The sequence below is a fragment of the Vibrio sp. KUL70 genome, from assembly GCF_059725515.1.
On sequence record NZ_AP045835.1, the window covers coordinates 1,161,918 to 1,184,890 of the forward strand.

Annotated in this window: 22 protein-coding genes; 11 read left to right on the forward strand and 11 right to left on the reverse strand. The window is 45.1% G+C overall.

The features are described 5' to 3' along the window. Positions 1-3: 3 nt before the first annotated feature. From curA to AC6I7V_RS19150, 4 genes are all read right to left on the reverse strand, one after another. Positions 4-1,032, reverse strand: a complete 1,029-nt coding sequence (gene curA, locus AC6I7V_RS19135) for an NADPH-dependent curcumin/dihydrocurcumin reductase (protein ID WP_498011914.1) — start codon at positions 1,030-1,032, stop codon at positions 4-6. 119 nt (positions 1,033-1,151) lie between these two features. Next, positions 1,152-1,739, reverse strand: coding sequence for a TetR/AcrR family transcriptional regulator (locus AC6I7V_RS19140; RefSeq protein ID WP_255231943.1), 588 nt, complete (start codon positions 1,737-1,739; stop codon positions 1,152-1,154). Positions 1,740-1,905: 166 nt separating this feature from the next. After that, the gene (bamJ, locus tag AC6I7V_RS19145; RefSeq protein ID WP_032552689.1) at positions 1,906-2,379 is read right to left on the reverse strand and encodes a BamJ family beta-barrel-assembly machinery protein; all 474 of its coding nucleotides are present in this window, start codon (positions 2,377-2,379) and stop codon (positions 1,906-1,908) included. Between the two features lie 45 nt (positions 2,380-2,424). Then, positions 2,425-3,060 carry a thiol:disulfide interchange protein DsbA/DsbL gene (locus AC6I7V_RS19150; RefSeq protein WP_498011915.1) on the reverse strand — a complete coding sequence of 212 codons (636 nt, stop codon included), beginning with the start codon at positions 3,058-3,060 and terminating at the stop codon, positions 2,425-2,427. 299 nt (positions 3,061-3,359) lie between these two features. Between AC6I7V_RS19150 and AC6I7V_RS19155 the strand changes: the two genes are divergently transcribed. Then, the gene (locus AC6I7V_RS19155) at positions 3,360-4,004 is read left to right on the forward strand and encodes an OmpA family protein (RefSeq protein ID WP_255231941.1); all 645 of its coding nucleotides are present in this window, start codon (positions 3,360-3,362) and stop codon (positions 4,002-4,004) included. A 117-nt stretch (positions 4,005-4,121) separates the two neighbouring features. On the opposite strand, the gene AC6I7V_RS19160 is transcribed toward AC6I7V_RS19155, so the two are convergent. After that, complete coding sequence (locus tag AC6I7V_RS19160) at positions 4,122-4,481, reverse strand: glutaredoxin family protein (protein WP_032552686.1); 360 nt, start codon at positions 4,479-4,481, stop codon at positions 4,122-4,124. Positions 4,482-4,569: 88 nt separating this feature from the next. After that, a complete protein-coding gene (norR, locus tag AC6I7V_RS19165) occupies positions 4,570-6,171 on the reverse strand; it encodes a nitric oxide reductase transcriptional regulator NorR (protein WP_498011916.1) in 1,602 nt (533 codons plus the stop codon). 353 nt (positions 6,172-6,524) lie between these two features. Between norR and hmpA the strand changes: the two genes are divergently transcribed. Continuing rightward, positions 6,525-7,721 (forward strand): NO-inducible flavohemoprotein, encoded by a 1,197-nt coding sequence (hmpA, locus tag AC6I7V_RS19170; RefSeq protein ID WP_255231939.1) that lies wholly within the window; start codon positions 6,525-6,527, stop codon positions 7,719-7,721. Between the two features lie 174 nt (positions 7,722-7,895). Here the strand turns inward: hmpA and AC6I7V_RS19175 are convergent, their stop codons facing one another. Further along, positions 7,896-8,870 (reverse strand): TDT family transporter, encoded by a 975-nt coding sequence (locus AC6I7V_RS19175; protein WP_255231938.1) that lies wholly within the window; start codon positions 8,868-8,870, stop codon positions 7,896-7,898. A 226-nt stretch (positions 8,871-9,096) separates the two neighbouring features. Then, positions 9,097-10,503: a H(+)/Cl(-) exchange transporter ClcA gene (gene clcA / locus AC6I7V_RS19180; protein WP_498011917.1), complete on the reverse strand. Its 1,407-nt coding sequence runs from the start codon at positions 10,501-10,503 to the stop codon at positions 9,097-9,099. Between the two features lie 569 nt (positions 10,504-11,072). Here clcA and AC6I7V_RS19185 point away from each other — a divergent pair. From AC6I7V_RS19185 to AC6I7V_RS19195, 3 genes are all read left to right on the forward strand, one after another. Continuing rightward, a complete protein-coding gene (locus AC6I7V_RS19185) occupies positions 11,073-12,056 on the forward strand; it encodes a CobW family GTP-binding protein (RefSeq protein WP_255231936.1) in 984 nt (327 codons plus the stop codon). A gap of 160 nt (positions 12,057-12,216) precedes the next feature. After that, positions 12,217-13,503, forward strand: coding sequence for a DEAD/DEAH box helicase (locus tag AC6I7V_RS19190; protein WP_255231935.1), 1,287 nt, complete (start codon positions 12,217-12,219; stop codon positions 13,501-13,503). A gap of 96 nt (positions 13,504-13,599) precedes the next feature. Beyond that, a complete protein-coding gene (locus AC6I7V_RS19195; RefSeq protein ID WP_498011918.1) occupies positions 13,600-14,220 on the forward strand; it encodes a LysE family translocator in 621 nt (206 codons plus the stop codon). Between the two features lie 77 nt (positions 14,221-14,297). On the opposite strand, the gene AC6I7V_RS19200 is transcribed toward AC6I7V_RS19195, so the two are convergent. After that, positions 14,298-16,322 carry a PhoX family protein gene (locus tag AC6I7V_RS19200; protein ID WP_498011919.1) on the reverse strand — a complete coding sequence of 675 codons (2,025 nt, stop codon included), beginning with the start codon at positions 16,320-16,322 and terminating at the stop codon, positions 14,298-14,300. Positions 16,323-16,559: 237 nt separating this feature from the next. Here AC6I7V_RS19200 and AC6I7V_RS19205 point away from each other — a divergent pair, with 237 nt between their 5' ends. The 5 genes from AC6I7V_RS19205 (at position 16,560) to AC6I7V_RS19225 (ending at position 20,819) form a co-directional block, all read left to right on the forward strand. Further along, positions 16,560-16,898: a YggL 50S ribosome-binding family protein gene (locus AC6I7V_RS19205; protein WP_498011920.1), complete on the forward strand. Its 339-nt coding sequence runs from the start codon at positions 16,560-16,562 to the stop codon at positions 16,896-16,898. Positions 16,899-17,156: 258 nt separating this feature from the next. Then, positions 17,157-17,840: a spondin domain-containing protein gene (locus tag AC6I7V_RS19210; protein ID WP_498011921.1), complete on the forward strand. Its 684-nt coding sequence runs from the start codon at positions 17,157-17,159 to the stop codon at positions 17,838-17,840. Between the two features lie 9 nt (positions 17,841-17,849). Further along, positions 17,850-18,533 (forward strand): spondin domain-containing protein, encoded by a 684-nt coding sequence (locus AC6I7V_RS19215; RefSeq protein ID WP_255231931.1) that lies wholly within the window; start codon positions 17,850-17,852, stop codon positions 18,531-18,533. A gap of 79 nt (positions 18,534-18,612) precedes the next feature. Then, entirely contained in the window at positions 18,613-19,347 is a 735-nt protein-coding gene (locus AC6I7V_RS19220; protein WP_498011922.1) for a response regulator transcription factor, read from the forward strand. Between the two features lie 83 nt (positions 19,348-19,430). Further along, entirely contained in the window at positions 19,431-20,819 is a 1,389-nt protein-coding gene (locus AC6I7V_RS19225; protein WP_498011923.1) for a sensor histidine kinase, read from the forward strand. A 31-nt stretch (positions 20,820-20,850) separates the two neighbouring features. Here the strand turns inward: AC6I7V_RS19225 and AC6I7V_RS19230 are convergent, their stop codons facing one another. Continuing rightward, positions 20,851-21,306: an exoribonuclease R gene (locus tag AC6I7V_RS19230; RefSeq protein ID WP_498011924.1), complete on the reverse strand. Its 456-nt coding sequence runs from the start codon at positions 21,304-21,306 to the stop codon at positions 20,851-20,853. 81 nt (positions 21,307-21,387) lie between these two features. After that, positions 21,388-22,338, reverse strand: a complete 951-nt coding sequence (locus AC6I7V_RS19235; protein WP_255231927.1) for a DMT family transporter — start codon at positions 22,336-22,338, stop codon at positions 21,388-21,390. Positions 22,339-22,490: 152 nt separating this feature from the next. Between AC6I7V_RS19235 and AC6I7V_RS19240 the strand changes: the two genes are divergently transcribed. Then, complete coding sequence (locus AC6I7V_RS19240; RefSeq protein WP_255231926.1) at positions 22,491-22,949, forward strand: Lrp/AsnC family transcriptional regulator; 459 nt, start codon at positions 22,491-22,493, stop codon at positions 22,947-22,949. Positions 22,950-22,973 lie beyond the last annotated feature (24 nt).

The following is a 22,973-nucleotide window of genomic DNA, read 5'->3' on the forward strand; positions in this document are numbered from 1 at the left end:
TGCCTATTTTTCTTGATTAGTTTTAATGACGAGTTTGCCGAAGTTCTCACCTTTTAGAAGCCCCATAAAGGCTTGAGGTGCGTTTTCCAACCCTTCGACCACCTGTTCTTTGTACTGAATCTTGCCTTGAGCGAGCCATTCTGTCATTTGAACGGCGAATTCGTTGTAACGATGTGCGTAGTCATCAAAAATAATGAACCCTTGCATCTTAATGCGCTTCACGAGCAGCATTCCCATCAATGCCGACATGCGATCAGGGCCGTCTGGTAGTGATGTCGCGTTGTATTGAGAAATAAGGCCACAAACTGGTACGCGCGCCCCTGTGTTTAGCAATGGCATAACCGCATCGAAGACTTTTCCGCCCACATTTTCGAAGTAGACATCAATACCTTTGTCGCATGCTGCGGCTAGCTGTTCAGCAAAGTCTTCTGCCTTGTGGTCGATACACTCATCAAAACCCAGTACTTCTTTAGCATGGCGACACTTTTCTTCTCCGCCGGCAATACCAATAACTCGGCAGCCTTTAAGCTTACCAATCTGGCCTACAGTCGCACCCACAGGTCCTGTCGCCGCCGCTACCACAAGAGTGTCGCCTTCTTTTGGCTGACCGATATCAAGCAAACCCATGTAAGCGGTGAAACCTGGCATACCCATGATGCCTAGAGCGAAAGATGGATGGCTTGGCTCCATACCTAATTTGACTAGGCCTTCACCGTTTGAAACACCGTAATCTTGCCAGCCGGTATAAGCCAATACCCATTCGCCAACTTGATAATCTGAATGCTGTGACTGTTCCACTTGGCAGACTGTCGCACCAACCATCACTTCGTCAATCGCTACCGGTTCTGCGTAAGATTTTGCGTCACTCATTCGTCCACGCATGTACGGATCAAGTGATAGGTAGATAGAGCGCAGTAAAATCTCGCCTTCTTGAATACTTGGTACCGTTGCAGTCTCTAGTCGAAAGTTGTCTTGGGTTGGGGCGCCAACTGGGCGAGAGGCGAGTACGATTCTTCTGTTGTTATCAGTCATTGGAGCTCCTTAATGAAGGTTTTATATATTAGACCAGTCGTCTAGTTATGATTTCTAAAAATCCCGCCTCTTTATACGTAGACGGGAAAGTCGATGTTATTTTCGTATCACTTAAGTGATTATGTTAGCGCGATGATGCGTTTTGTCTCGTCAAAAGCGCTGTCTAATGTGTCTGTCCGTTGGCTCAACTTACTCAAAAGGCTTGCGCCTAACCACAGTGAATATAGATTTTTGGCGGCCTGCTGGTGGTCCAGTGAAGCAATGGAACCCTCTTTAACGCCGTTTTCTAAACACCTCGCCATTTGTTGAACCACTTTGTCTGCACCTTTTTGCAGAGCGAGTCGCATCGAATCAGACAGATCAGATACCTCTGCAGAGAGTTTCACAACTAAACATTTATGTGCGTTACACACTCCGTTTTGTGTATCCCGCCAGCGAGAAAGGTAATCCAGTAGTCGCTCTGCATGGTCACCCTGTCCGTGTACTAAGATTGACTCGACTTTGGTTAAGTAAGTATCAAAGTAGTGTTCGACCAAAGCCTCACCAAAAGCTTCCTTTGATTTGAAGTAGTGATAGAAAGAGCCTTTTGGTACATCAGCGGTTTTAAGCAGTTGAGAAAGCCCAACAGCAGTAAAGCCTTGATTGACGATAAGCTCATAGCCGACATCCAAAATATGCAGGCGTGTGTCGTTTGTTTTCTGATTCATGGGGTGACTATAATTAAAATTAGACCAGTCGTCTAGTTTTGTTCATCTATCTGTTTGTCATTAGATTTGATGCGCGTAAGAAATCGTTGGTGTGAAGCTTGGTCATTCGTTGGCACAAAAAAAGCCCTGCTCTAAATGGCAGGGCTATTGCAGGTTCGTTGTTAGGTTACTTTATTGATAGTAGCTCTACGTCGAAGATCAGCGTTGCTGAAGGTGGGATTGGACCTGTGCCACCTTTTCCGTAGCCGAGCGTGCTAGGAATAAACAGTCGAACCTTTTGACCTTCAACCATGTAGGTTAGACCTTCCTGCCAGCCTTTGATTACTTGCTTAAGTGCAAATGTGATTGGTTCACCTCGCTCTACTGAGCTATCGAAAACTGTGCCGTCGATCAGGGTGCCGTGGTAATGAACCGTAACTTGGCTGTTTTTCGTTGGGTGTTCTGTACCCGTACCTTCTTCAAGAACTAGGTACTGTAGGCCGCTTTCTGTCGTGACAACGCCCGCTTTTTTACCGTTTTCGATAAGGAATTGTTGGCCTTGTTCGAAGTTTTCAGAACCAGCTTTGTGGTTGGTCCAAGTACGGTAAATCATGAAACCAGCCATGATGAATACAATAATTGGGATGACAAATTTAGACATATTGAAACCTATTTATAAAAATATTCTGTTGTTGAAAATCAACCATTAAGGCTGAGTCAAAAGGAAGTTGATGGTTTTGCCGATACCTTCCAAATCTTGATGACCTGCAGTCAGTACTTGGTATTTACCGTTGACGATGAAGGTCGGAACTGAGTTGATCTGACCTTTCATTGAGATCTCTTCGGCTTTTTGTACGTACTCAAACAGTGCAACTTGTTGATCTTTTTCTAGCTGGTATGGGCTTACCAAACCGCGAGAGGTAAACGCTGTTTCCAGAGCTTGCTGGCGAGCTTCTGGTGTTGCGTCGCCACCCATCTGTACAGCGGCAAATAGGTCTTCCATGAAGGCATGGTCTGGCGTGTCATTCAACTGCATTACGGCAGTGTAAAAGATCATTGCGCTGATTTGAGCGCTTTCATTAAAGGTAACGTGTACCTTACCAATCTTCTGATTAGTTAGAGATTCGATCTCAGGAATTGCGCTCTCCATAGTACGGCAGTGGCCACAGTTAAGAGAGAAGATTTCTGTCACAGGGGATAGGTCGTACTCGGTTAGCGCAACAGGAAGCGCTTCATACTGAACGCCGGGTTGTGGCTCATTGCTTTCACTACAACCTGCTAGGGCGACCGTAGCGACAAGAGCGATAAGAGCAACAAATAGTTGGGTAAATGGCTTGAACATATAATTTACTCTAGCGTTAAAAATTCGGTAAATTCTAACGATTTAGTGGGATTAGGAAAACAATTATAAAGTAATTAAATGCAAACAGATCGATGTGGCGATCCGAGAGCCGTCAATTCAATGTCAACTGTGATCGGAAACACTCTTTACTTCAGATATTCGGCGTGGTGAGGATTTGCTATCGTTTAGATAGCATGCTCAAGCAGATAGAAGAGCATCGAAATTTTCGGCTAAAGTTATAGCAAAGCCGCCGATATAGTATCTGGTAGAAGTAAAACGTTTAAGTGGTGGGTGAATTAATGAAGTATTTGGCACTGATTTGCAGTTTGGCATTGGTAGGGTGTGAAGCAACCAACTCAATGGCCATGTTGGGCGGTAACATGTTAGAGACCGCACCACAAACGGACTACGACGTAATGTACCCAGAGTGGGGTGTTGTTCAAGAGACACGTGTTGTGACCAATTATCGTCAAGCTCAAAACTCTTCACGCAAAACCATCACTACAAATTATGGCGTAGGAATATCTACCGATGACCCTCTAGAAGTCTTTTTGAGACAAAACCGCATTGACTATCAAGTGTTACCGGGTAATCACGTAATGGTGAAATTGAACCACCATGTGAACTTTAAAACAGGTTCGGCAATTCCAGCACCGGTGAATGATCTCTGGTTAGACACGTTAGGCAGCTATCTTTCACAGCGTTCGGATATCGACATAGTGATTGAAGGGCATACCGATAACACAGGTAACGATCAAATTAATGATCCTCTCTCAGAGCAGCGAGCGAAAGAGGTGAAAGCAAGATTGGAGCGCAATTACGTATCGAGCCAATCCATCTATACGCGTGGCTTCGGTGAATATGTTCCAGCTTGTACCAATACTTCTTCTCAGGGCAAAGCGTGTAACCGTCGAGTGGAATTGATGTTGATAGTTGCCAAGTAGTTTCACAGATCCCACTGACAAACAGATATAAAAAATCCCTCAACGTTGAGGGATTTTTTGATTCTGGCTTTCACGAGCAGTTGTTATTTCAAAAACGACTGCTACTTGAAGAAAGAGTTAAGCGAAGTTCTTCTCTAGGTATGCAACGATGTCTGAAGACTCGTACATCCATTCCGTTTTACCATCTTTTTCAATGCGTAGGCATGGCACTTTTACGCGACCACCACCAGCTTCAAGTTCGGCGCGGTGTTGATCGTTGTTTTTCGCATCACGCAGTTCAATTTTTACAGATTGGCGCTTCATTGCACGACGAACTTTTACACAGAACGGACAAGCTTCGAATTGATACAGAGCGTAGCTCTTTGCCTGTTCATCAACTTTAGATTGATCTTCAGCTGAGCGTTTAACGCCGCGTGGCGTAAATACAAAGTTAAGTAGCAGAATGATGCGGCCTAGGAACCAACGGATAAACTTCATAATTATCTCTATATTTTCACAATTAGGATTACAATTCGCAGCATTATATACACAAGTCTAGCAAGATGCTCGTAACAATTGTGAAACTCTATTTCGTCCGTTCAATACTGTGCGACTTGGCGACGTTGAGACCTAATCGCTTAGCAAGACGAGTAAGGTTAGCCCTGTCGGTTTTTAATGTTCTACCTGCTTGAGCCCAGTTAAAGTTCGCTTGTTCGAGAACATCAGTAATGATGGTTCTTTGGAAATCTTCTGTTGCACCGCGTAATCCTTCCGATAGATCAACTTCAGGCGCAGCCATTGAACCTTGACCTTGTGCATTGGAAGCTGGTGAATTAACAGCAAGTTCTTGATCCAGTGGCCCACAATCTTCTTTAGTGATGGTCACTAAACGCTTGTTGGTGCTTCTTGCTAAGGCTTTGAGTGCTGAGCGGCTAATTACGTGTTCAAGCTCACGTACGTTACCTGGCCAGTTGTAACGATTTAGGAATACCAACACATCAGAGCGGAATTTGATCTGATTAATACCCAGCTTGCGTCGAGCTTGCTCCAAAAAGAATCCCGCGAGCAAGCTAGTGTCATCTCCGCGGTCACGAAGCGCGGGCACGGCGATAGGGTAAACACTGAGTCGGTGGTACAAGTCAGCTCTAAAGTTTCCGTCTTCGACTTCTTGTTTTAAATCACGGTTAGTTGCAGCAAGTACTCGAACATCAATGGTTTGAATGTTGTCTTGGCCGACAGGTTGAATCTCATTGTTTTGCAGTGCACGCAACAGTTTACTTTGCGCAGCTAAAGGCAGCTCACCAATCTCATCTAAGAACAGCGTGCCCCCATCGGCCAAAGCAAACTTACCTGAGCGGTTTTTATCAGCACCAGTAAATGCGCCACGCACATGGCCGAACAGTTCACTTTCAACTAAATTTTCAGGTATAGCCGCGCAGTTTACGTAGACTAAGGGTTTGCGTTTACGTGCAGATTGATGATGCAGAGTTCGCGCAACCAGTTCTTTACCAACACCGGTTTCACCATGGATGAGGATATTAAACTCGGAAGGAGCAACGACAGCGATGTCGTTTTTCAGAGCCATCATGGTATCGCTTTTACCAATGAGCTCTCCGCCTTCGCGCTCCCAAGCTTCTTCATTAAGCTCTTCTAATAGCTGTTTTGACTGTTTAGCTTGGCTCTCTAGTTGAGAGAAGGTAAGAGCCATCTGCATGGTTGAAGCGGCGATGGCTGCCAATACCTCTAAGTTGCGCGCTGGAATGTTAGCGAAAACATCTGGCGTAAGACTATCTAAGGTAAGAACGCCAAGCAGTTTGTCGCCAAAGAGCAGTGGCAGCCCCATACAAGCGTGCATTGGAAGATCGCCATCGTGATCGATCAGCAAACCATCAAATGGGTCGGGTAGTGTACTGTCAGAGTCGAATCGAACGGGAGTCTTAGAAGCACAAATTGCCTCGAAGCGTGGATGCTCTGAAATGATGAAGCGGCGCCCGAACGTGTCGCGACTGAGACCTTGCATCGCAATAGGTACTAGAGTGTCACCTTGGAGACTCAATAACGCCACACAGTCACAGGTAATTGTCTTGCGTATCGCATCAATGAGGCGATTGAAACGATCTTGGTCGTTGACGCCACTGGCTAGGCCGATGGTCATTTCCATGAGGGTTGATGCGGAGATATCTTGCATGATTCACTCTAACTGCGTGGGTGTATGTACATGATAGAGTCTTAATGACACAAATAAAAGGTCTTTTTGACATTTTTATAAAGTGTATTTTTGCTTGAAAGCTAATGATGACGGGAGTTGGAGAAGTTGGCACTGAATGTGCAAAAGAGACATCGAAAGCTAATTATACCAATGATTTATTGATGCATTTTTGATCTCAATCAATCGATGTTTATTAATTGGTTTTTGTGATTTTTTGAAATAAAAACAAGTCAAAATAACTTAGATCTCAGAAAGTCGAACAGTCATTCTTATTTTTTAAAGGTAGTCAAAGTGACATACATGTCACAAGGCTCAGTGTTCGGAGTAAATCCATGCTTAACAATGTACATATCGATATCATCAAGTCTACGATCCCGCTACTTGAGAGTGCAGGCCCAGCGTTAACAACACACTTTTATCAACGTATGTTTTCTCACAATCCAGAGTTGAAAGACATTTTCAATATGACTCATCAACAGACTGGACGCCAAGGTGTTGCACTGTTTGAGGCCATTGCTGCTTACGCGAAGAACATTGAAAATTTAGCAGCGCTGCAAGGTGCGGTAGAGCGCATCGCTCAAAAACACACCAGCTTTAATATCCAGCCAGAACATTACCAGATTGTTGGTCACCACCTTATTGAAACATTACGTGAATTAGCCACTGAAGCGTTCACACCAGAAGTGGAGGAAGCGTGGACAGCTGCATACCTTTTCCTTGCTCAAGTCTTCATTGACCGTGAGGGCGAGCTTTACCTGCAAAGAAAAATGGCTGTGGGCGGTTGGGAAGCCGCAAGAACCTTCGTTGTAGAACAAAAGGTTGTGGAATCTGATCTTGTGACGAGTTTTGTATTTAAACCAAAAGACAACGGCCCAGTATTGGATTATGTTCCGGGCCAATACATCGGTATTGAAGTGAAACCTGAAGGTGCGGCGAACAACGAAATTCGCCAATACTCGCTTTCAGATACACCAAACGGTGAGACCTACCGTATCTCGGTTAAACGTGAAGGTGAGGGCGGTCAGTTCTCAGGTCTTGTTTCAAATCACCTACATAACTCTGTAGAGGTGGGCGATGAGGTGAAACTTTACGCGCCAGCAGGTGACTTCTTCTATCAAGAGCGTCAAAAGCCAGTAACCTTGATCTCTGCAGGTGTGGGTGTTACTCCAATGCAATCTATGCTGGAGTACTTGAGCAAACAGCAGAAGCAAGAGCCTGTTCTTTACCTTCATGCTTGTGAAAAAGTAGAGCAGCACTCATTTACTCAACGTGTGTCTGACATTGTTGCTGACAAAGGTTGGTCGGCAAAAACGTGGTACATGAACAAGCCTTCAACGGATTGCGACAACGTACTGGAAGGCCAGATGGATCTATCTCAAGTGAGCGGAGCGCCAGGGTTTGAAGATAGTGATTTCTACATCTGTGGTCCAGTTGGTTTTATGAAGAATATCGTTGAACAGCTGGATGCACTTAAGGTCGATCGTTCTCGTGTCCATTACGAAGTGTTTGGACCTCACTCTCAGTTCTAGATTGGATCTAAACTTCTTGCTAAGAGGCCTCACGTTTGTGGGGCCTTTTGGGTAGTAAATGATGGAAGGGGCAACCCAAGGCTGCAGAGTAACAGCAGTATCTGGGATTAATTAAGCTACTCTGAACGCAGTGCTCTTAACATTCCAAGTGAAATTGCGCCGGTAGTGTCTAATTTATTTCGCTTTTTTCATGAGATGACTGGGAGTAAATAATTCTGGCCAGTACATTTTCACATATCCACCCGATACCCAGATCACCAGAATGGTCGCAACAGTAAGCTCGAAAAAGCCAAAGTTATGTAGCCAATACCATTGCGGAAACTCGGAGCCGAAAAACTCCGTAAGTCGATGCATTGCGACAGCACTGATCACCGATGGGAATGTTACGGCGGCGATCGACGGTTGGAACTTCAGTCGCATCAGTCGGATATAACACAGGTAGATAAGCAGCGTCATCGTGATGGCTATGCCTGCTAAAGCTCCGGTTAAAATTGGATCGGGTGATGGGAAGTTAACTAAATAGGCTGCGAGCGACAAGTTGACAGGCGCTGCCATAATCGCAAGTGTTGGTCTTGCTCTTCGCGGAAGGTTGCCTTCGAACACTAAGCGATATAACACCACAGGTAGCATGAAGAAGTAGATACCGATGCACGTGGCTGCGAGTGTTTCTGAAAATACCGTGTGTCCAAACTGTGTGCCCGCCAGCGAACTACTGATCAGACCAACGGGATACAAGAACCAGCTAGGAACGATGTTCGACATTTTAAAGTTGATGATCTGAAAACTAAAGAACAGCACCATCATCGTAAAGTGGAGTAATAGGGCGCAGAACCAGATAGGGTAGGCGATGACTGGTGATATCTCGGCAAGATAGTCACATAGGATCAACAGTGCCATACTCATAGGCGCCATTAAGCTCCCACTTAACGGGTGGCGAATGTCGTTGATGAAGGTATTAAAACTGGTGAGATAACGGAGTAAAACAGGTAGCAAGAGTAGTGCACCAAGCGACGCGAGATAAGGACGAATGATCTCACCAATCCCCGGAATATATAAAGCCCATGCTTGTCCTAACCCAATAACGCCAAGTGCTAAAGACGCCTGAGAGGGCGGCACATTTTTAACTTGGGTTAATCTTCTCCAGTTCAACGACTTGCTCCAACTTAGTTATCTATCAAAAAATACAAGTTATCTATCAAAATTAGGATTATTGCTCTAGACAGAGCGTACAGTTGGGCTCTCAATAGATGTTGAGCAAGCTCAACTAATTTTGAGTGGATGATATCAAGTTTAACGTTTGCTTTTTTGATTTTGATTCGAAATCGGGATATTAAGCACGTTGAATGTGTGCTTTTGTTTCATGAGTCATTTGTAATTAACGAACTTCTTCTTGCTGAGGGAGATCTTGTTGTCTTAATTTCTCGTTTTTTAGTGTGCGCTTCAATAGTTGGCTGTAAATCGGTTGACCACCCAGCACCTGAGCAATGATGACGGCACCAAGACAAGTGATGATCAACGGCAATATCAGGTAGTAGTTGTTGGTCATTTCTATAACGAGCAAAATTCCTGTGATAGGGGCTCGTACGGTCGCTGCAAATAGAGCTCCCATTCCTGCAATCGCAAACATGCCCGGCTCGATATTCAGTTCAGGAAAGAAAGCAGCTGCGATAAGTCCAAATGCATAACCGAAGAGGGTGCCCAGTGCTAGCATAGGAGCAAAGATACCCCCCGGCGCGCCAGAACCGAAACAGAGTAGTGTGGTAAGTACTCGTCCCAAGAAGATAAGCAATAAGATGTTGGTACTGTAATTTCCATTGGTGATATTTGGGATGATACCAATACCACCACCCGTCAGTTCTGGAATATAGAGAAGCAATAGGCCAAAGCAACCACCAAGCAGAGTCCCCGTCATTAAGTAACGCTTCCGGTCGTTTTTGTGTATTGCGACAAACATGTCTTGTGAAAGGGTGATCAGTTTATTGAAAATCACACCAAACATCCCGAACAGTACGCCTAACAGTAGAAATAGCCACAGTGCACTCAATTCAGGTTGGTGATATTGAGGCATGGTAATGACAGCCGACTGCCCATTGATAGAGCGAAAGACAATGTTGGCAGCCACTGCAGAAATAATCACAGCTTTGATTGAGATGAGAGAGTAACGAAACTGTGGTCGCATCTCCTCAACAACGAACATAATCCCGGCTAATGGTGCGTTGAACGCTGCTGCCAAACCTCCTGCGGCACCGGAGGCAAGCAAGGAGTGGCGGCTGTCGTCATCTTTTACACGAAAGATGTCCGTAACCATACGACCGATGCTACCACCCATCTGTACCGTTGGCCCTTCACGACCTAACACCATGCCTGAGCCGAGTGCGCCCATACCACCAAAGAATTTTACAGGAAGAACTCGCCACCAACGAACAGGGCGCATGCCGTCCATCGCGCCTTCAATCTCAGGAATACCGGATCCCGCGGCTTCTGGTGCAAAACGATGGACAAGAAAATATCCGATGAAAGCAAAGGCAGCACTAATAAGAAACGCGGCCAGCCAAAGCGGTACATAGCTCCCAATTTCATCTTTTAGCCAATCGGTACGAGTTTCTGTGATGAAATGAACCGCAACTTCAAAATAGGTACCGACTAAACCTGCAAGGATACCGACAATACAAGAGAGAATGAGAACAGATGCGGGAGTTTTGTCTCTGGAGAGAAATTGGTTGATAGCATCCCTTGGCATTTTTGCTAAAAAGGATTGCATTATTTTCTCTCTGTTAGTCATTAAAGCTAGCTTCCTGAGTTGATGCGCTGGGGAGGTCTCAAATTATACGCTTCCCATACTTATCCTATAGCAGCAAAGATGCAAAGTTGAATTTCATTTATGAAAGTAGTGTGTTTCATAGATTAGAATTATAGCCAATACATTGGAATCGCCGTCACAATTTTGATCGAATCTATATTGGTAACTTGAATTACGGTAAAAATGAACCATATTTAAAGCGTAAAGCAACATAACGAACCGCAAGGAGAAATGAGGTTTTACACACAATTTGGATGGATTCAAAAAAGAAATTTTCTAGTTCCTCGTTCATTGTTCAGGTCGATGACAAGACTTCCTGATTCGCGAACTCACGATTGAGTAACGAGGGTAAGGCGCGCTACCGAAGTGCGCCTTTAGTTTGTCTGGAATAGCATAAATCTTGACCTTCAGCCAACTTCATTTCATCCACATTTGAAACTCCTGCAATACGCTTCCCTAAATCTACTTTTATTCCTTTCTAGTCACTATTAATCCGATGCGGACAAACCTTTGATATTCGGTATATACTCCTAAAAAAAGGAGAATGGACTATGACGAATAGAGTTCCTACCAATATTATTACTGGCTTTCTCGGGGTGGGTAAAACGACCGCGATTCTCAATTTGCTGAAGAACAAACCAGAGAACGAAAACTGGGCAGTATTGGTTAACGAATTTGGTGAAATTGGGATCGATGGCGCGCTGATGACTGATCAGGGTGCAATGATTAAAGAGGTTCCGGGGGGATGTATGTGTTGCACGGCAGGTGTTCCTATGTCTGTTGGGATCAATGCGTTACTTCGTCAAAAGCCTGATCGTCTTCTGATTGAGCCAACCGGCCTAGGGCATCCTAAACAAGTGATTGCTACGTTGACCTCTGAGCAATACACACCTTATGTTGATCTAAAAGCGACATTAGGTTTGGTTGACCCACGTTATCTTTCAGACGAAAAATACACATCAAATCAAAATTTTAATGACCAGTTAGACAGTGCAGATGTGATTATTGGCACCAAGGTGGATCTTGTTCACTCTGAGGACATCGATACCTTTAATGACTGGGTGACGAATCAATCTCCGGCTAAGGTGTTCCATAAACTGATCCATGATGGCGAAGTGCCGCTTGAAGTGTTAGACATCGAGCGTGTTCGCGGCGGCGCATCGTTTGGAATTGAAGCGCATCATCATGAACATGCTGAACTAGAGCCTCAGTTTGAACTTCCACCGGGTGAAGATTTCATTCGCAAAGAGAACAAAGGGCAGGGCTACTTTAGCTGTGGTTGGCTGTTTGGTGCTGAGCACAAATTTGATTTCGACCAGCTATTTTCTATGCTTTCAGCACTCCAAGCTGAAAGGGTAAAAGCGGTAGTCAATACAGATCAAGGCTGTTTCGCATTTAATGTGGCTAATCAAGTGGTCTCAGTTAATGAAATCAGCTTAGATGGCTTTGAATCTCGCCTAGAGGTGATCGACTCGCAACTCATGCCTTGGGCAGACCTTGAACAGGTATTGCTCAAACTTTGCGGCCTGAAATAGTAAAAAGATGGCACTTGTTGGGCTTCACGCTCAATAAGTGTCAATTAGAGTGATAAAATTTGCGTTGTATCACGATAAATGTGAGATAAATCACTCTAATTACTTTATAGTGCTCGGCTGAAATAGAAATGTAGGCTGTCTGCTTAAGGAACTCGTAACAATGTCATTTTCCTCTCAAGGTTTTGCTCCTGAACTCGTAAAAGCGCTGACTGAGTGTGGTTATGAAAAACTCACACCTATTCAACAAAAAGCGATCCCAATGGCGCGTAAAGGCCATGATATTTTTGCTACGGCACAAACGGGTACGGGCAAAACAGCTGCGTTTTCATTACCTGTCATTCAGCACTTGTTGAACAGCGGCAACAAAGCATCACGCGGTACGGCTCGTGCTTTGATCCTTGCGCCAACACGTGAACTGGTTGCTCAAATCGCACAGAACATCAAAGACTACGTTAAGTACACCGAGCTGAGCGTAGCGGCGGTTTACGGTGGTAATAAGATGTCATCACAGGTTCGCCAGTTAGATCTGGGTGTGGATATTCTTGTTGCAACTCCGGGTCGTTTAGAAGAGCACCTAGAAGAGGGCAATGTCTCTATCTCTAATCTTGAGTTCCTGGTTTTTGATGAAGCAGACCGTATTCTCGATATGGGTTTCATCAATGCGGTACGCAAGATCATGATGGATGTTGAAACCTCACCGCAGATCATGATGTTCTCAGCGACAACTTCAACGCAATTAAACCAGCTTTCAGTTGATATTCTACGCAAGCCAAAGCGCATTAGCGTGGAGCGTGAAAACTCAACGGCGGCGACGGTTGGTCATGTGGTTTACCCAGTAGACCAAGAGCGTAAAACTGAATTGCTTTCTGAGCTGATTGGCCGTAAAAACTGGCGCCAAGTGCTGGTGTTTGTGAACTATAAAGAGACAGCAAACGAAGTCGTTAAAGAGCTTAAGCTTGACGGTATCAAAGCGGTATTGTGTCACGGTGATAAGGCACAAAGTGCTCGTCGTCGTGCGCTGGATGATTTCAAAGAAGGTAAAGCTCGTGTGATGGTAGCAACAGACGTTGCAGCTCGTGGTCTAGATATCGAAGACTTACCGCACGTAATCAACTACGACATGCCATTCCTAGCAGAAGACTACGTTCACCGAATTGGTCGTACGGGTCGTGCTGGTAAACAAGGTCATGCCGTCTCGTTTGTTAACCGTGAAGAAGAGCTGACGGTTGTACAAGTAGAGAAACTGATTCAACAACGCATTCGTCGCGTCGAGCAACCGGGTTACGAGCCTAAAAAGCGTGATGCTTACATCGAGAAGTTAAACACCAAATCGGCTTACAAGAACCGTCAAGGTCGCAGAAACAATGCGAACGAAGAAAAGCCAGACCAAGCAAATGCTGAGCGCCGTCTAGCGATGATGAAACGCATTAAGAATCGTCGTAAGTAATTCGCTCAGTCATTCGAATCTAAAGAGCCACGGTAATGTGGCTCTTTTTCCTTCTGTACGAAATAAGTCTCCTCTTGCATGAATTAAGGTAGCACTATGGACAGCGCACTACTATTGGCTTTCATCCCCACATTTTTCTTTGTCTCAATTACCCCTGGGATGTGTATGACGTTGGCTCTGACGCTCGGGGTGAGCATCGGATATCGTCGTACTCTCTGGATGATGGTTGGCGAATTGGTTGGTGTCGGGGTTGTGTCTGTGGCTGCGGTGCTCGGTATCGCTTCCATTATGCTCAACTACCCGTGGTTATTTACTGGCTTTAAGTTCGTTGGTGCCGCGTACCTGTTTTACCTTGGCGTTCAAATGTGGCGCTCGAAAGGTAAACTGGCGATAACCGCTGATACTCAAAACCAAGCAACGGGTAATGATTGGGATTTGGTGGTTCAAGGCTTCGTTACAGCCATCGCGAATCCCAAAGGCTGGGCATTCATGATTTCGCTGTTGCCGCCTTTCATTAATAGCTCTAAGGCTTTGTTCCCTCAACTATCTCTCTTAGTTTCTATTATCTTGGTGTCCGAGTTTGTGTGTATGACGTTATACGCGACAGGCGGTAAAAGCTTAAAACACCTTCTTGGTCAAGCAGACAATGTTCGTTTAATGAATCGTATTGCTGGCACCTTGATGATGGGTGTCGGTGTGTGGTTGTTTGTGAGTTGATATTGTAGATTTCATCATTAGAAAGGGCGACGGATTCTATATCCATCGCCCTTTTTTTTTAGGTGGATTACGTAGTTTTAAACCGCGATTTCACCACCGTCTTCACGACGGATAACCACAGTTGCAGCTCTTGGGCGAACCTTGCCTTTTGTCTCAGCGGTTGCATCGTCAGACATTGGCCAGTTTGCAGGGTGCTGAATGTTTACAAACAGTGACTTGTAATCAGGGCTAATGGTAAAGCCTGTTACTTCACAGCCATTTGGACCAACAAAGAAACGCTTCAATTGGGTTTGGTTTTCCGTACCCACAACCGCATGGTCACCATTGCTATCTGTGAGCTGAGATGGAACGACAGCTAACATTTGATCGTTAGTGTACTGAGTCACTTCATCGGCACCGTTATCCGTCTGAATCCAAAGAATGCCACGACCATCAAAGGCTAAGCCATCAGGGCTGGCGAATTGGTTCATATCGTTGAGGCCAGATCGATTGATCTTTGGATCTGAAACGGCCGGTGAACCGAACACAAAGATATCCCATTGGAACGCATCAGCGGTTTTGCCTTCATCCCAGCGGATCACATGACCAAACTTGTTGTTAATACGTGGGTTTGCTGAGTTCGCTTCTTTACGCTTAGTGTTGTTGGTTAGCGTTAGGTAAGCCGTGCCAGTCATTGGGTCAACCGCACACCACTCAGGGCGATCCATCGGAGTTGCACCAACAAGGTCAGCAGCGCCAGCAGTATTTACAATCAACTCAGCTTGAGAGTTGAATGTGTCGGACAGCTTACCACCTTTCGCAGTCATGCTATTAAGCGTTAGTGGAAGCCAAGAGCCTGTACCGTCTTCATTGAATCGAGCCACATAGAGTGTGCCTTTATCCATGTATTTGTCGCCAGCAACGAGGCGGTTTTCTGGCTTCGCATCTTTTGGATCCCATTTCGCGTCAGAAACGAACTTGTAAAGATATTCGAAGCGAGAATCGTGACCAGAGTAAAATACAACTGGCTGACCTTCGGTTACCTTGCCAAACGTACAGCCTTCGTGACGGAAACAACCCAGTGCAGTGCGCTTCTTCGCACGTGAATTAGCAGTGTATGGGTCGATCTCAACGATGTAGCCGTGACCATGTGCCTCGTTACGGTAGTCATCTTTGGCTGACTTGCCAGTAGGAGTCACATCAAAGCGTGCGAACTCGTCTAGTCGCTCTTCAGCACTGCCAGCTAGTGTATCCCAGCCGTAACGTGTTTTATCTGTCGCAATACCGATACGCTCTTGCGCTGTGGTGGTTTGACCCTTGTTAACAAAATAACCCGGCCAGTTTTCTTCACATGTTAGATATGTGCCCCAAGGGGTGTAGCCATTACCACAGTTATTGAGAGTTCCACGAGCTTGGCTGCCGTCAGGAGAGTATTTGGTTTTCACCAACTCTGTGTGAGCAACAGGGCCAGAAAGATCCATCGTTGTCGCACCTGTGTAGCGGCGGTTGAGTGGATCGTTGTCGACCATAACCCATTGATTGCCCTCTAGCTTAACGCGAACCACACTTACACCATGTGCGTTGATCTCTTTACGCACTTCATCAATGCTAGTGCGAGCGCCATCTTGATATGTAGGGCCATTTGGGTGCAGCGCTTTCTGGTCGATGTATTCGTGGTTGATAACCAGTAGGCCATCGTTGCTGTTGCCGTCTAGTGGGAAGAAGTGCATGCCATCGTGGTGCATACCGAGTGCATTGGCTTGGTCGTCGCTGGTGTTTTTGCCATCTTCACGCCATGCATTACTTTGTTTGTTCAATGGTGTTCCCCAAGGTACAAGCACCTGTGCTACGTAACCTTTAGGCACAACGACACTGTCGGTCAGAGATCCTTTTACAGATTCAAAAGCAAGCTGTGCGCTGCTCTTTGTTGACGATGCATGAGATGCCGCTGCAGCGGGTGCACTATGGCCTGCTAAGCCGAAAGCACCAAACGCCGTCATTGCACTGATACCTAAACCACCTTTAAGAATGCTGCGACGAGATAGGCTCGCTTCTAGTACTTCTTCAAAGGGTTTGTTATCACTCTTGTTAAAGCGACGGCTATCGAATGTTTCCTTGCTCATGAACTTACTTCCTATTGAGGTTGAGATGGTTATTAGAGTAATAGTTTCAATACGATGCCAATCCTGATGGAAGTAAGTGACATATTTTTATAAATTATATTAAGGTTTTGTTGCTGTAGCACGATTCTTACGCTTTTGAGTTCTGTGCCTTACAAATCCCTTTAGAATCGATGGACAACTGTGTATAAATGCTTATATCCCCATGAGAAATGGGCGGCACAATTAAGAGAGAATGCTATGAAATTAGATAAAATCGAAAACAAGAACCGTCGTCTACGTAAAAAGCTATACCTAGGTGAGTTCGCTATTTTGGGTTTTGAAGTGAGCTGCATAACATCTATTACTGATTTTGACCAGTATGATGTATTCATCGATGAGTTCATTGATTTTATCGATGGTATCGGTTTGTGTTTTGGTGGCGGTGGCCTTGAGCTATTTGAAGGTTTTGTATGCGCAACGGAACGCTACCGCTCAGTAACAGAAGCAGAACAGTTGCAAGTTGCACAATGGCTGGAAGCTCGTGCAGAAGTGAACAAAGTCGAAGTGAGTGAGCTAGTAGACGCGAACTACTTATAACCTCACATCGCTTTGAACATTAGAAGCAACTCAGATCCATCAAGGCCCAGTGTTCACCCACTGGGCCTTTTTGTTGGGTGTTTGTTCAGACACTGTATCCTGAGTGAGAGAAAACCAAGAAACTTGTGAGACTTTTATGAGAATTGAATGAAGTCGCTGATAGATCTCATTGCCATCCTATTTATCAACACTTTGGTCGACGACCATTTTTGATAAAGGCATAACTCGCTCAATGAGTGACACTAGGATGGAATCATTATGAACAAGCAAAAAGTTTTCGGACTCACATTTTCGGCACTGGCATTGTCTATGTCGGTTTCAACACTTAACGCGGCCGAGTTGGATATCTCTATTACCAATGCGACGAAAGGTATCTACTTCACACCGATTCTAGTCGCCGCGCATGACTCTAGTTTATTTATGTTTAGAACGGGTGAAACGGCCAGTGCTGAACTGGAAGCTATGGCTGAAGGTGGCGATATTTCAGGTCTATCGAGTGTTATTGCCAACGCTGGTGGTGTTGTATCGGAAAACCCAGCTAACGGTATCCTAAACCCTGGGGCAACAGCGTCATTGACTATCGATACTGGCGATCTGAAGTATCTATCTTTGAGTGCAATGCTTCTACCAACCAATGATGGTTTTGTTGGCCTAGATAGTTGGAAAATTCCAGAGCAAGCCGGTACCTACAAAGTTTCACTTAATGGCTATGATGCTGGCACAGAAGCGAATGATGAACTTGCCGGAAGCATGCCAAACCCTCCATTCATTACATTCGGCAGTGGCGGTACGGGTGTAGAGACAACCGTATCAAATAATAAAGTCCATATTCATCCGGGTAACATTGGTGATGACAACGCAACTGGTGGTATTAGTGATCTCGATAACAGCAGCCATCGTTGGTTAAATCCGGTTGCGACGATCACGATTGAAGTGAAATAGGAGGCAGTTATGAAATTACGTATTTTAGCCATAGCTGCTTCTGTGGGGGTGCTCGCAGGTTGCCCAAGCGATGACAATGATCACTATTATCGCTACAACGTGACGGTAACGAATTTGACGCCAAGTCAACCAATGTCGCCGCTAGCTGTATTAAGCCACAATGGTAACTTTGAGCTGTTTGCTATTGGGTCAAGCGCGTCAACTGAACTCGAATATTTAGCGGAAGGCGGAAGTAACTCTCAGCTAATCGGTCTGATGAACAATGATAGTAATGTTTACCAAGGTGTGTCAGGTAATGGACTGATTTTGCCGGGTGAGGGTGACACCGTCACATTGACTCTGAACTATAAACAAGCTAAGTATCTCTCATTAGCCTCTATGCTAGTGAATACCAATGACGCGTTTATCGGTGAATCAGGTATCAATATCAAAACCCTGTCTGTCGGTGAGACCTTTACCATGAATATGGATGTGTGGGATTCAGGTACTGAGGCAAACAGCGAAACCGCAGCGACAATTCCCGGACCAGCAGGTGGCGGTGAAGGGTTTAATGCTGCACGCGATGATACAGATGCAGTCTCATTTCACTCTGGTGTGATAAGCCAAGATGATGGTTTAACTGCATCGACGTTGAGCGCATCGCATCGTTTCTTGAACCCCGGCGCTCGTCTGTCTATTACTCGAATGGAGTAGATATTAGCCAATTGAATGAAATAATTCTTTCCATGTTCCGGTCGAATAGAAATGGACGCTACTGGAACATGGTTGAATTATGGAATCGACAGCAAACAAAATGACAGCGCAGATACTACTGGTTGAAGATGATAACGATCTCGCCGAATTAGTGACAATGCACTTGCGCTTTCAGGGGCAAGAAGTGTGCAGAGTCGCCAGTATTGGAGAGGCAAAGTCTGCCTATCAAGAAAACGATTTTGATCTAGTCGTACTTGATCGCGGTCTACCCGATGGAGATGGCGTGGAGTTTTGTCGCTCTGTGAGAAAAGAGAAAGACTGGACGCCAATGCTGATGCTGACCGCTCGTGATAGTGAGATGGACAAAGTCTCAGGGTTAGAAGCCGGCTTAGATGACTATATTACCAAGCCATTCAGTGTCCTAGAGTTCCAAGCGCGAGTACGCAATGTGATCCGAAGAATCAGTCACGAAGACCTTCCGGCTCAACCAACCTCTCAGCAACAACATACGATGTCTTTTGGTCCACTGATTATTGATACTGAGCTTCACCAAGTCGTGTTAGACGGAAGAGAGGTCTCTTTGACGGCTATGGAGTTCTCCTTGTTGTCATTTTTAGCAACCAAGCCTGGGCGCGTGTATAGCAAAGATCAGCTTTTAGATCATGTATGGAACACTCACCATGCCGGATACCATCACACTGTGTGTAGCACCGTAAATCGTCTGCGCAGTAAGTTGGTTACTCAAGACGGTGAACAAAACTATATCCAGACGGTGTGGGGTGTTGGATATAAGTTTCACTCTAAGCAGCTATAACTAGTTTGGATGGGTTGTAAGTTTGCTTGCTAAGCATTGGTTGAATTATTCAGCAGTTGGATAGGGCAAAGGGAGGTTGAGTTATGAGCTTCAAGTCTCGATTGATGGCATTCACTAGTATTTGGTTTTTGCTGGCGAGTGTGGCAATTGGTTTTACATATCATTGGCAAAAACAGACGATCGAGCAGAGAACCAAGCAGAGCTTACACAAAGACTTGGCGCGCCATATGCGTGATGACAATCCTCTTATGGTCGGGACTGATTATAACCCTGTAGCGCTTAAGAGTATTTTCCATACCTTAATGTTGATTGGCCCTGACTTTGAGATCTACTTTCTCGATGCTCAAGGTAAGATCACCACTCACGCTGCTCCTGAAGGCACAGAGATGATGGAGTATGTTGATTTAGAACCCATCCAACGTTTTCTCGCCAACGAAGCATATCCAATCTTAGGGGAAGACCCTCGTACGCCGACAGATCCTAAAGTGTTCTCTGTTGCAGCTATTCAAGAGTTAGGCTCAACGGTGGGCTATCTATATGTGTTGATTGGTAGTAATCGCCATGCTGTGATTGCTGATGCCCAAGTTGATTCCTCGTACATTGCACTCGCAGCTTTGGTATTGATATCGATTTTAGGTTTTGCAGTCGGCGCTTACATGCTAGTAAAACGAAGTTTGCTTAATCCTATTGAGAAAGTGACAGACAAATTGCAGCAGCAAGCAGAGCATGACTTTAGGTTAGAGCCTGATTTCACCAAGCAGGTGCCTGAATTAGTGCCTGTGGCGAGGTCTTACGAATTGATGGCCAAACATATACAGCAGCAGTTTCTGCACCTTGAATATCAATCCTCACAACGTCGCCAAACATTAATCCAATTGAGTCATGACCTAAAAACACCACTGTCTAGCGTGTTGGGTTACTTGGAAACGTGGCAGTTACAGAACCCGAAATCGGATCCATTGATTGATGTTGCGTATCGAAACAGCAACAAATTGTTTGAGCAACTTAACTCGCTGCTAGACACAGCGAAACAAGAGAAAGAGTTGCCAACGTATGAATACCGGACAATTGATTTCAATCGCTTACTGACGCTATGTGAGGAAACATTTAAGAATCAGCTCGATGCCAAACATATTAAACTCAACGTCAGAATCGACAGTGCGGTGTTGATCGTCGGGGAACAGAAGTTGATTGAGCGATTGATGTTTAATCTGATGGAAAATGCAATTCGTCACGCTCCACACGATGGTGAGCTAAGCATTGTTGTCGAGCAAGGTACGCAAGCTAAGCGAACAAGAGTAACCATTCAAAATGAGGTCGACAGCCTTGCCGCGAAAGGTTCGCTCGGTATAGGGACTCGCATCGTACAATCTATTCTGATGCTTCATCACAGTGTGCTAGAAACAACAAAGGCAGATAACACCTTTAAACAAAGTTTTTATCTACCTTCTGCAAACGCTCTTGGGTCTTAGGGAAGAGAGCTAGGCTAACCCAAAGATGATATTATTGTTCACCTTTCTGCTCGTTCACTTTTGCGTAGAAGTGAAGAAGTTCGGTGAGCTCTTTCACCCAACCGAATGCATCTTTCGGTGCACTCTTCAAAATCGATTCTACCTTTTCACAGTGAACCTCAATTGCGATCGCTTCTTCCAAATTGAATGAGATCGAGTAGAAGTGCCAAAGCAGAAGACGGGTCATACGATCAATATTCTGCTGAGCGTTCTCTGATTCGGAAAATGCCAAATTGACTTCACCTAAAGCAATCGCCGTCATTCGTAGCATCGCGTCAAATTTAGCTGACTGCATGCGCTCTTCGCTGGTCACTTCTTCTTGCTCAAAGGTAAACAGCTCATTCATCGCATCTTCTGGTACTAGACGATGGATCATTCTTAGGCTGAACTCTTCAAGCTCATGACGTGGCATGGTGATCAGGCAGTTAAGTGTGTAATCGCGTTGCATGACATTCTCTCTTTAGAAAAAGGTGCGCCAGTGTAAATGAGAAATAGCGCGATAAAAAGTGAATTATCATCGTATCAGCTTTTATGCGTGGTGCTTTGGGGGCTTGTAATCAAGTGATGCATCTTTTTTAAGAAAGATATTACTTGCGAGTAGGCTACCACTGCAGATTAATGCTAGAGAGATCCAGCTGCTTACACTGGGCACTTCTTGGAAGATTGGAATAGCCAGTAGTGTAGCGATAACCGGCGTTGAACTACCAAAAGCTGCAGAGCGCTCGGCGCCAAGGGTCTGTACCGCATATAAGTAAGTCGCTGCCGCAATAATTCCAGCTCCCACACCCTGAATCGCACTATGGGTAAGTAATTCGTTGACTGGCCATTGGGTCATCGATTGTTCATATAGGTAGCTAGGAAGCACTCCTACGACGATTAAAGCTATCAATAGGATGCTCGACATCAAACTGATTAAGCCCGCCACAACAAGGGCATTCAGATTCGCAACTCGCGCTGAAATGGTGAATATCGCCCACATCAAACTGGCAAACAGGAATAGCAATTGGCCTAAAGTCTCAGAGCCAATTAATGAGTCTCTGCTGTGTTCTGTATGCAGAGATAAGCCAGTATATAAAAAGATAACAATCCCGATGATCACAAGCGCGAAGCCAGTAATACGATGATGGCTGAGTGGTTGCTTGAAAAAGAAGACGGCGATCATGGTTACAAACAGAGGTAATGTCCCCGGTACGAGCGCACTGCCTTGAGCAACAGGCACATACTGCATCGCTGAACTGGTAACCAGTAAGTAGGGTAGTCCGCAACCGATGAACATACCTATTAGGTAGATTTTAGGTACCGATGCTATCGCATGGCGAGCTTTATATACCAGAGGAAAAAGAGCGAGTGACGGGATGAGAAATCGCGTCATTGCGATATCTGCAGGAGCTAAAACCGAGTTAGCCCCTCCTTTTAGAGATAAAAAGAAACTAGCCCAAATCATTAAAGTGACGGCAATGGAAGTGTACCCGAGCAACATTGTATTTTCCTATCCTTGGTTGATAGAGACATTATGAAGCACGTAAAAAGGTGAAAGTTGGCAATATTTGCTTTGAAATGTTTATTGATTAACTGATATCGTTAATTTTTAGTAACTATTTGACGATTTTAACCAATATGGGAGTCTGTGTGATGGATCGTATCGATAAACACTTGTTAGAACTATTGCAGCGAGATGGCCGCTTAACCATTGCAGAACTGGCGGATCTCGTCGGGTTGTCTCCGTCTCCTTGTGCTAGAAGAATCAAACGCCTAGAGCAGAATGGCATTATTGATAGCTATCGAGTGAGCTTGTCCCGCAGTCATGTTGGTATTGCAATGAGTGTGTTTGTGGAGGTGAGTCTGAGTAATCACCAAGAGAAATCAATCAACGAGTTTGAGCAAGCCATTGTGGAGATGGAAGAGGTGATCAGCTGTCATGTTGTCTCTGGTGCGTATGACTATTTATTGGAAGTGGTTAGTGAAAACCTAAATGCGTACGAGTCGTTTACTCGGAAGTTGCAGCGTTTAGAGAACGTAAAAGATATCCATACCCACTTAGCAATCAGGCAGGTTAAAGGGAATACACCGTTACCTATTTATAAGGCGTAAGTTTGAAGCCAGTTAGTGAAAGGT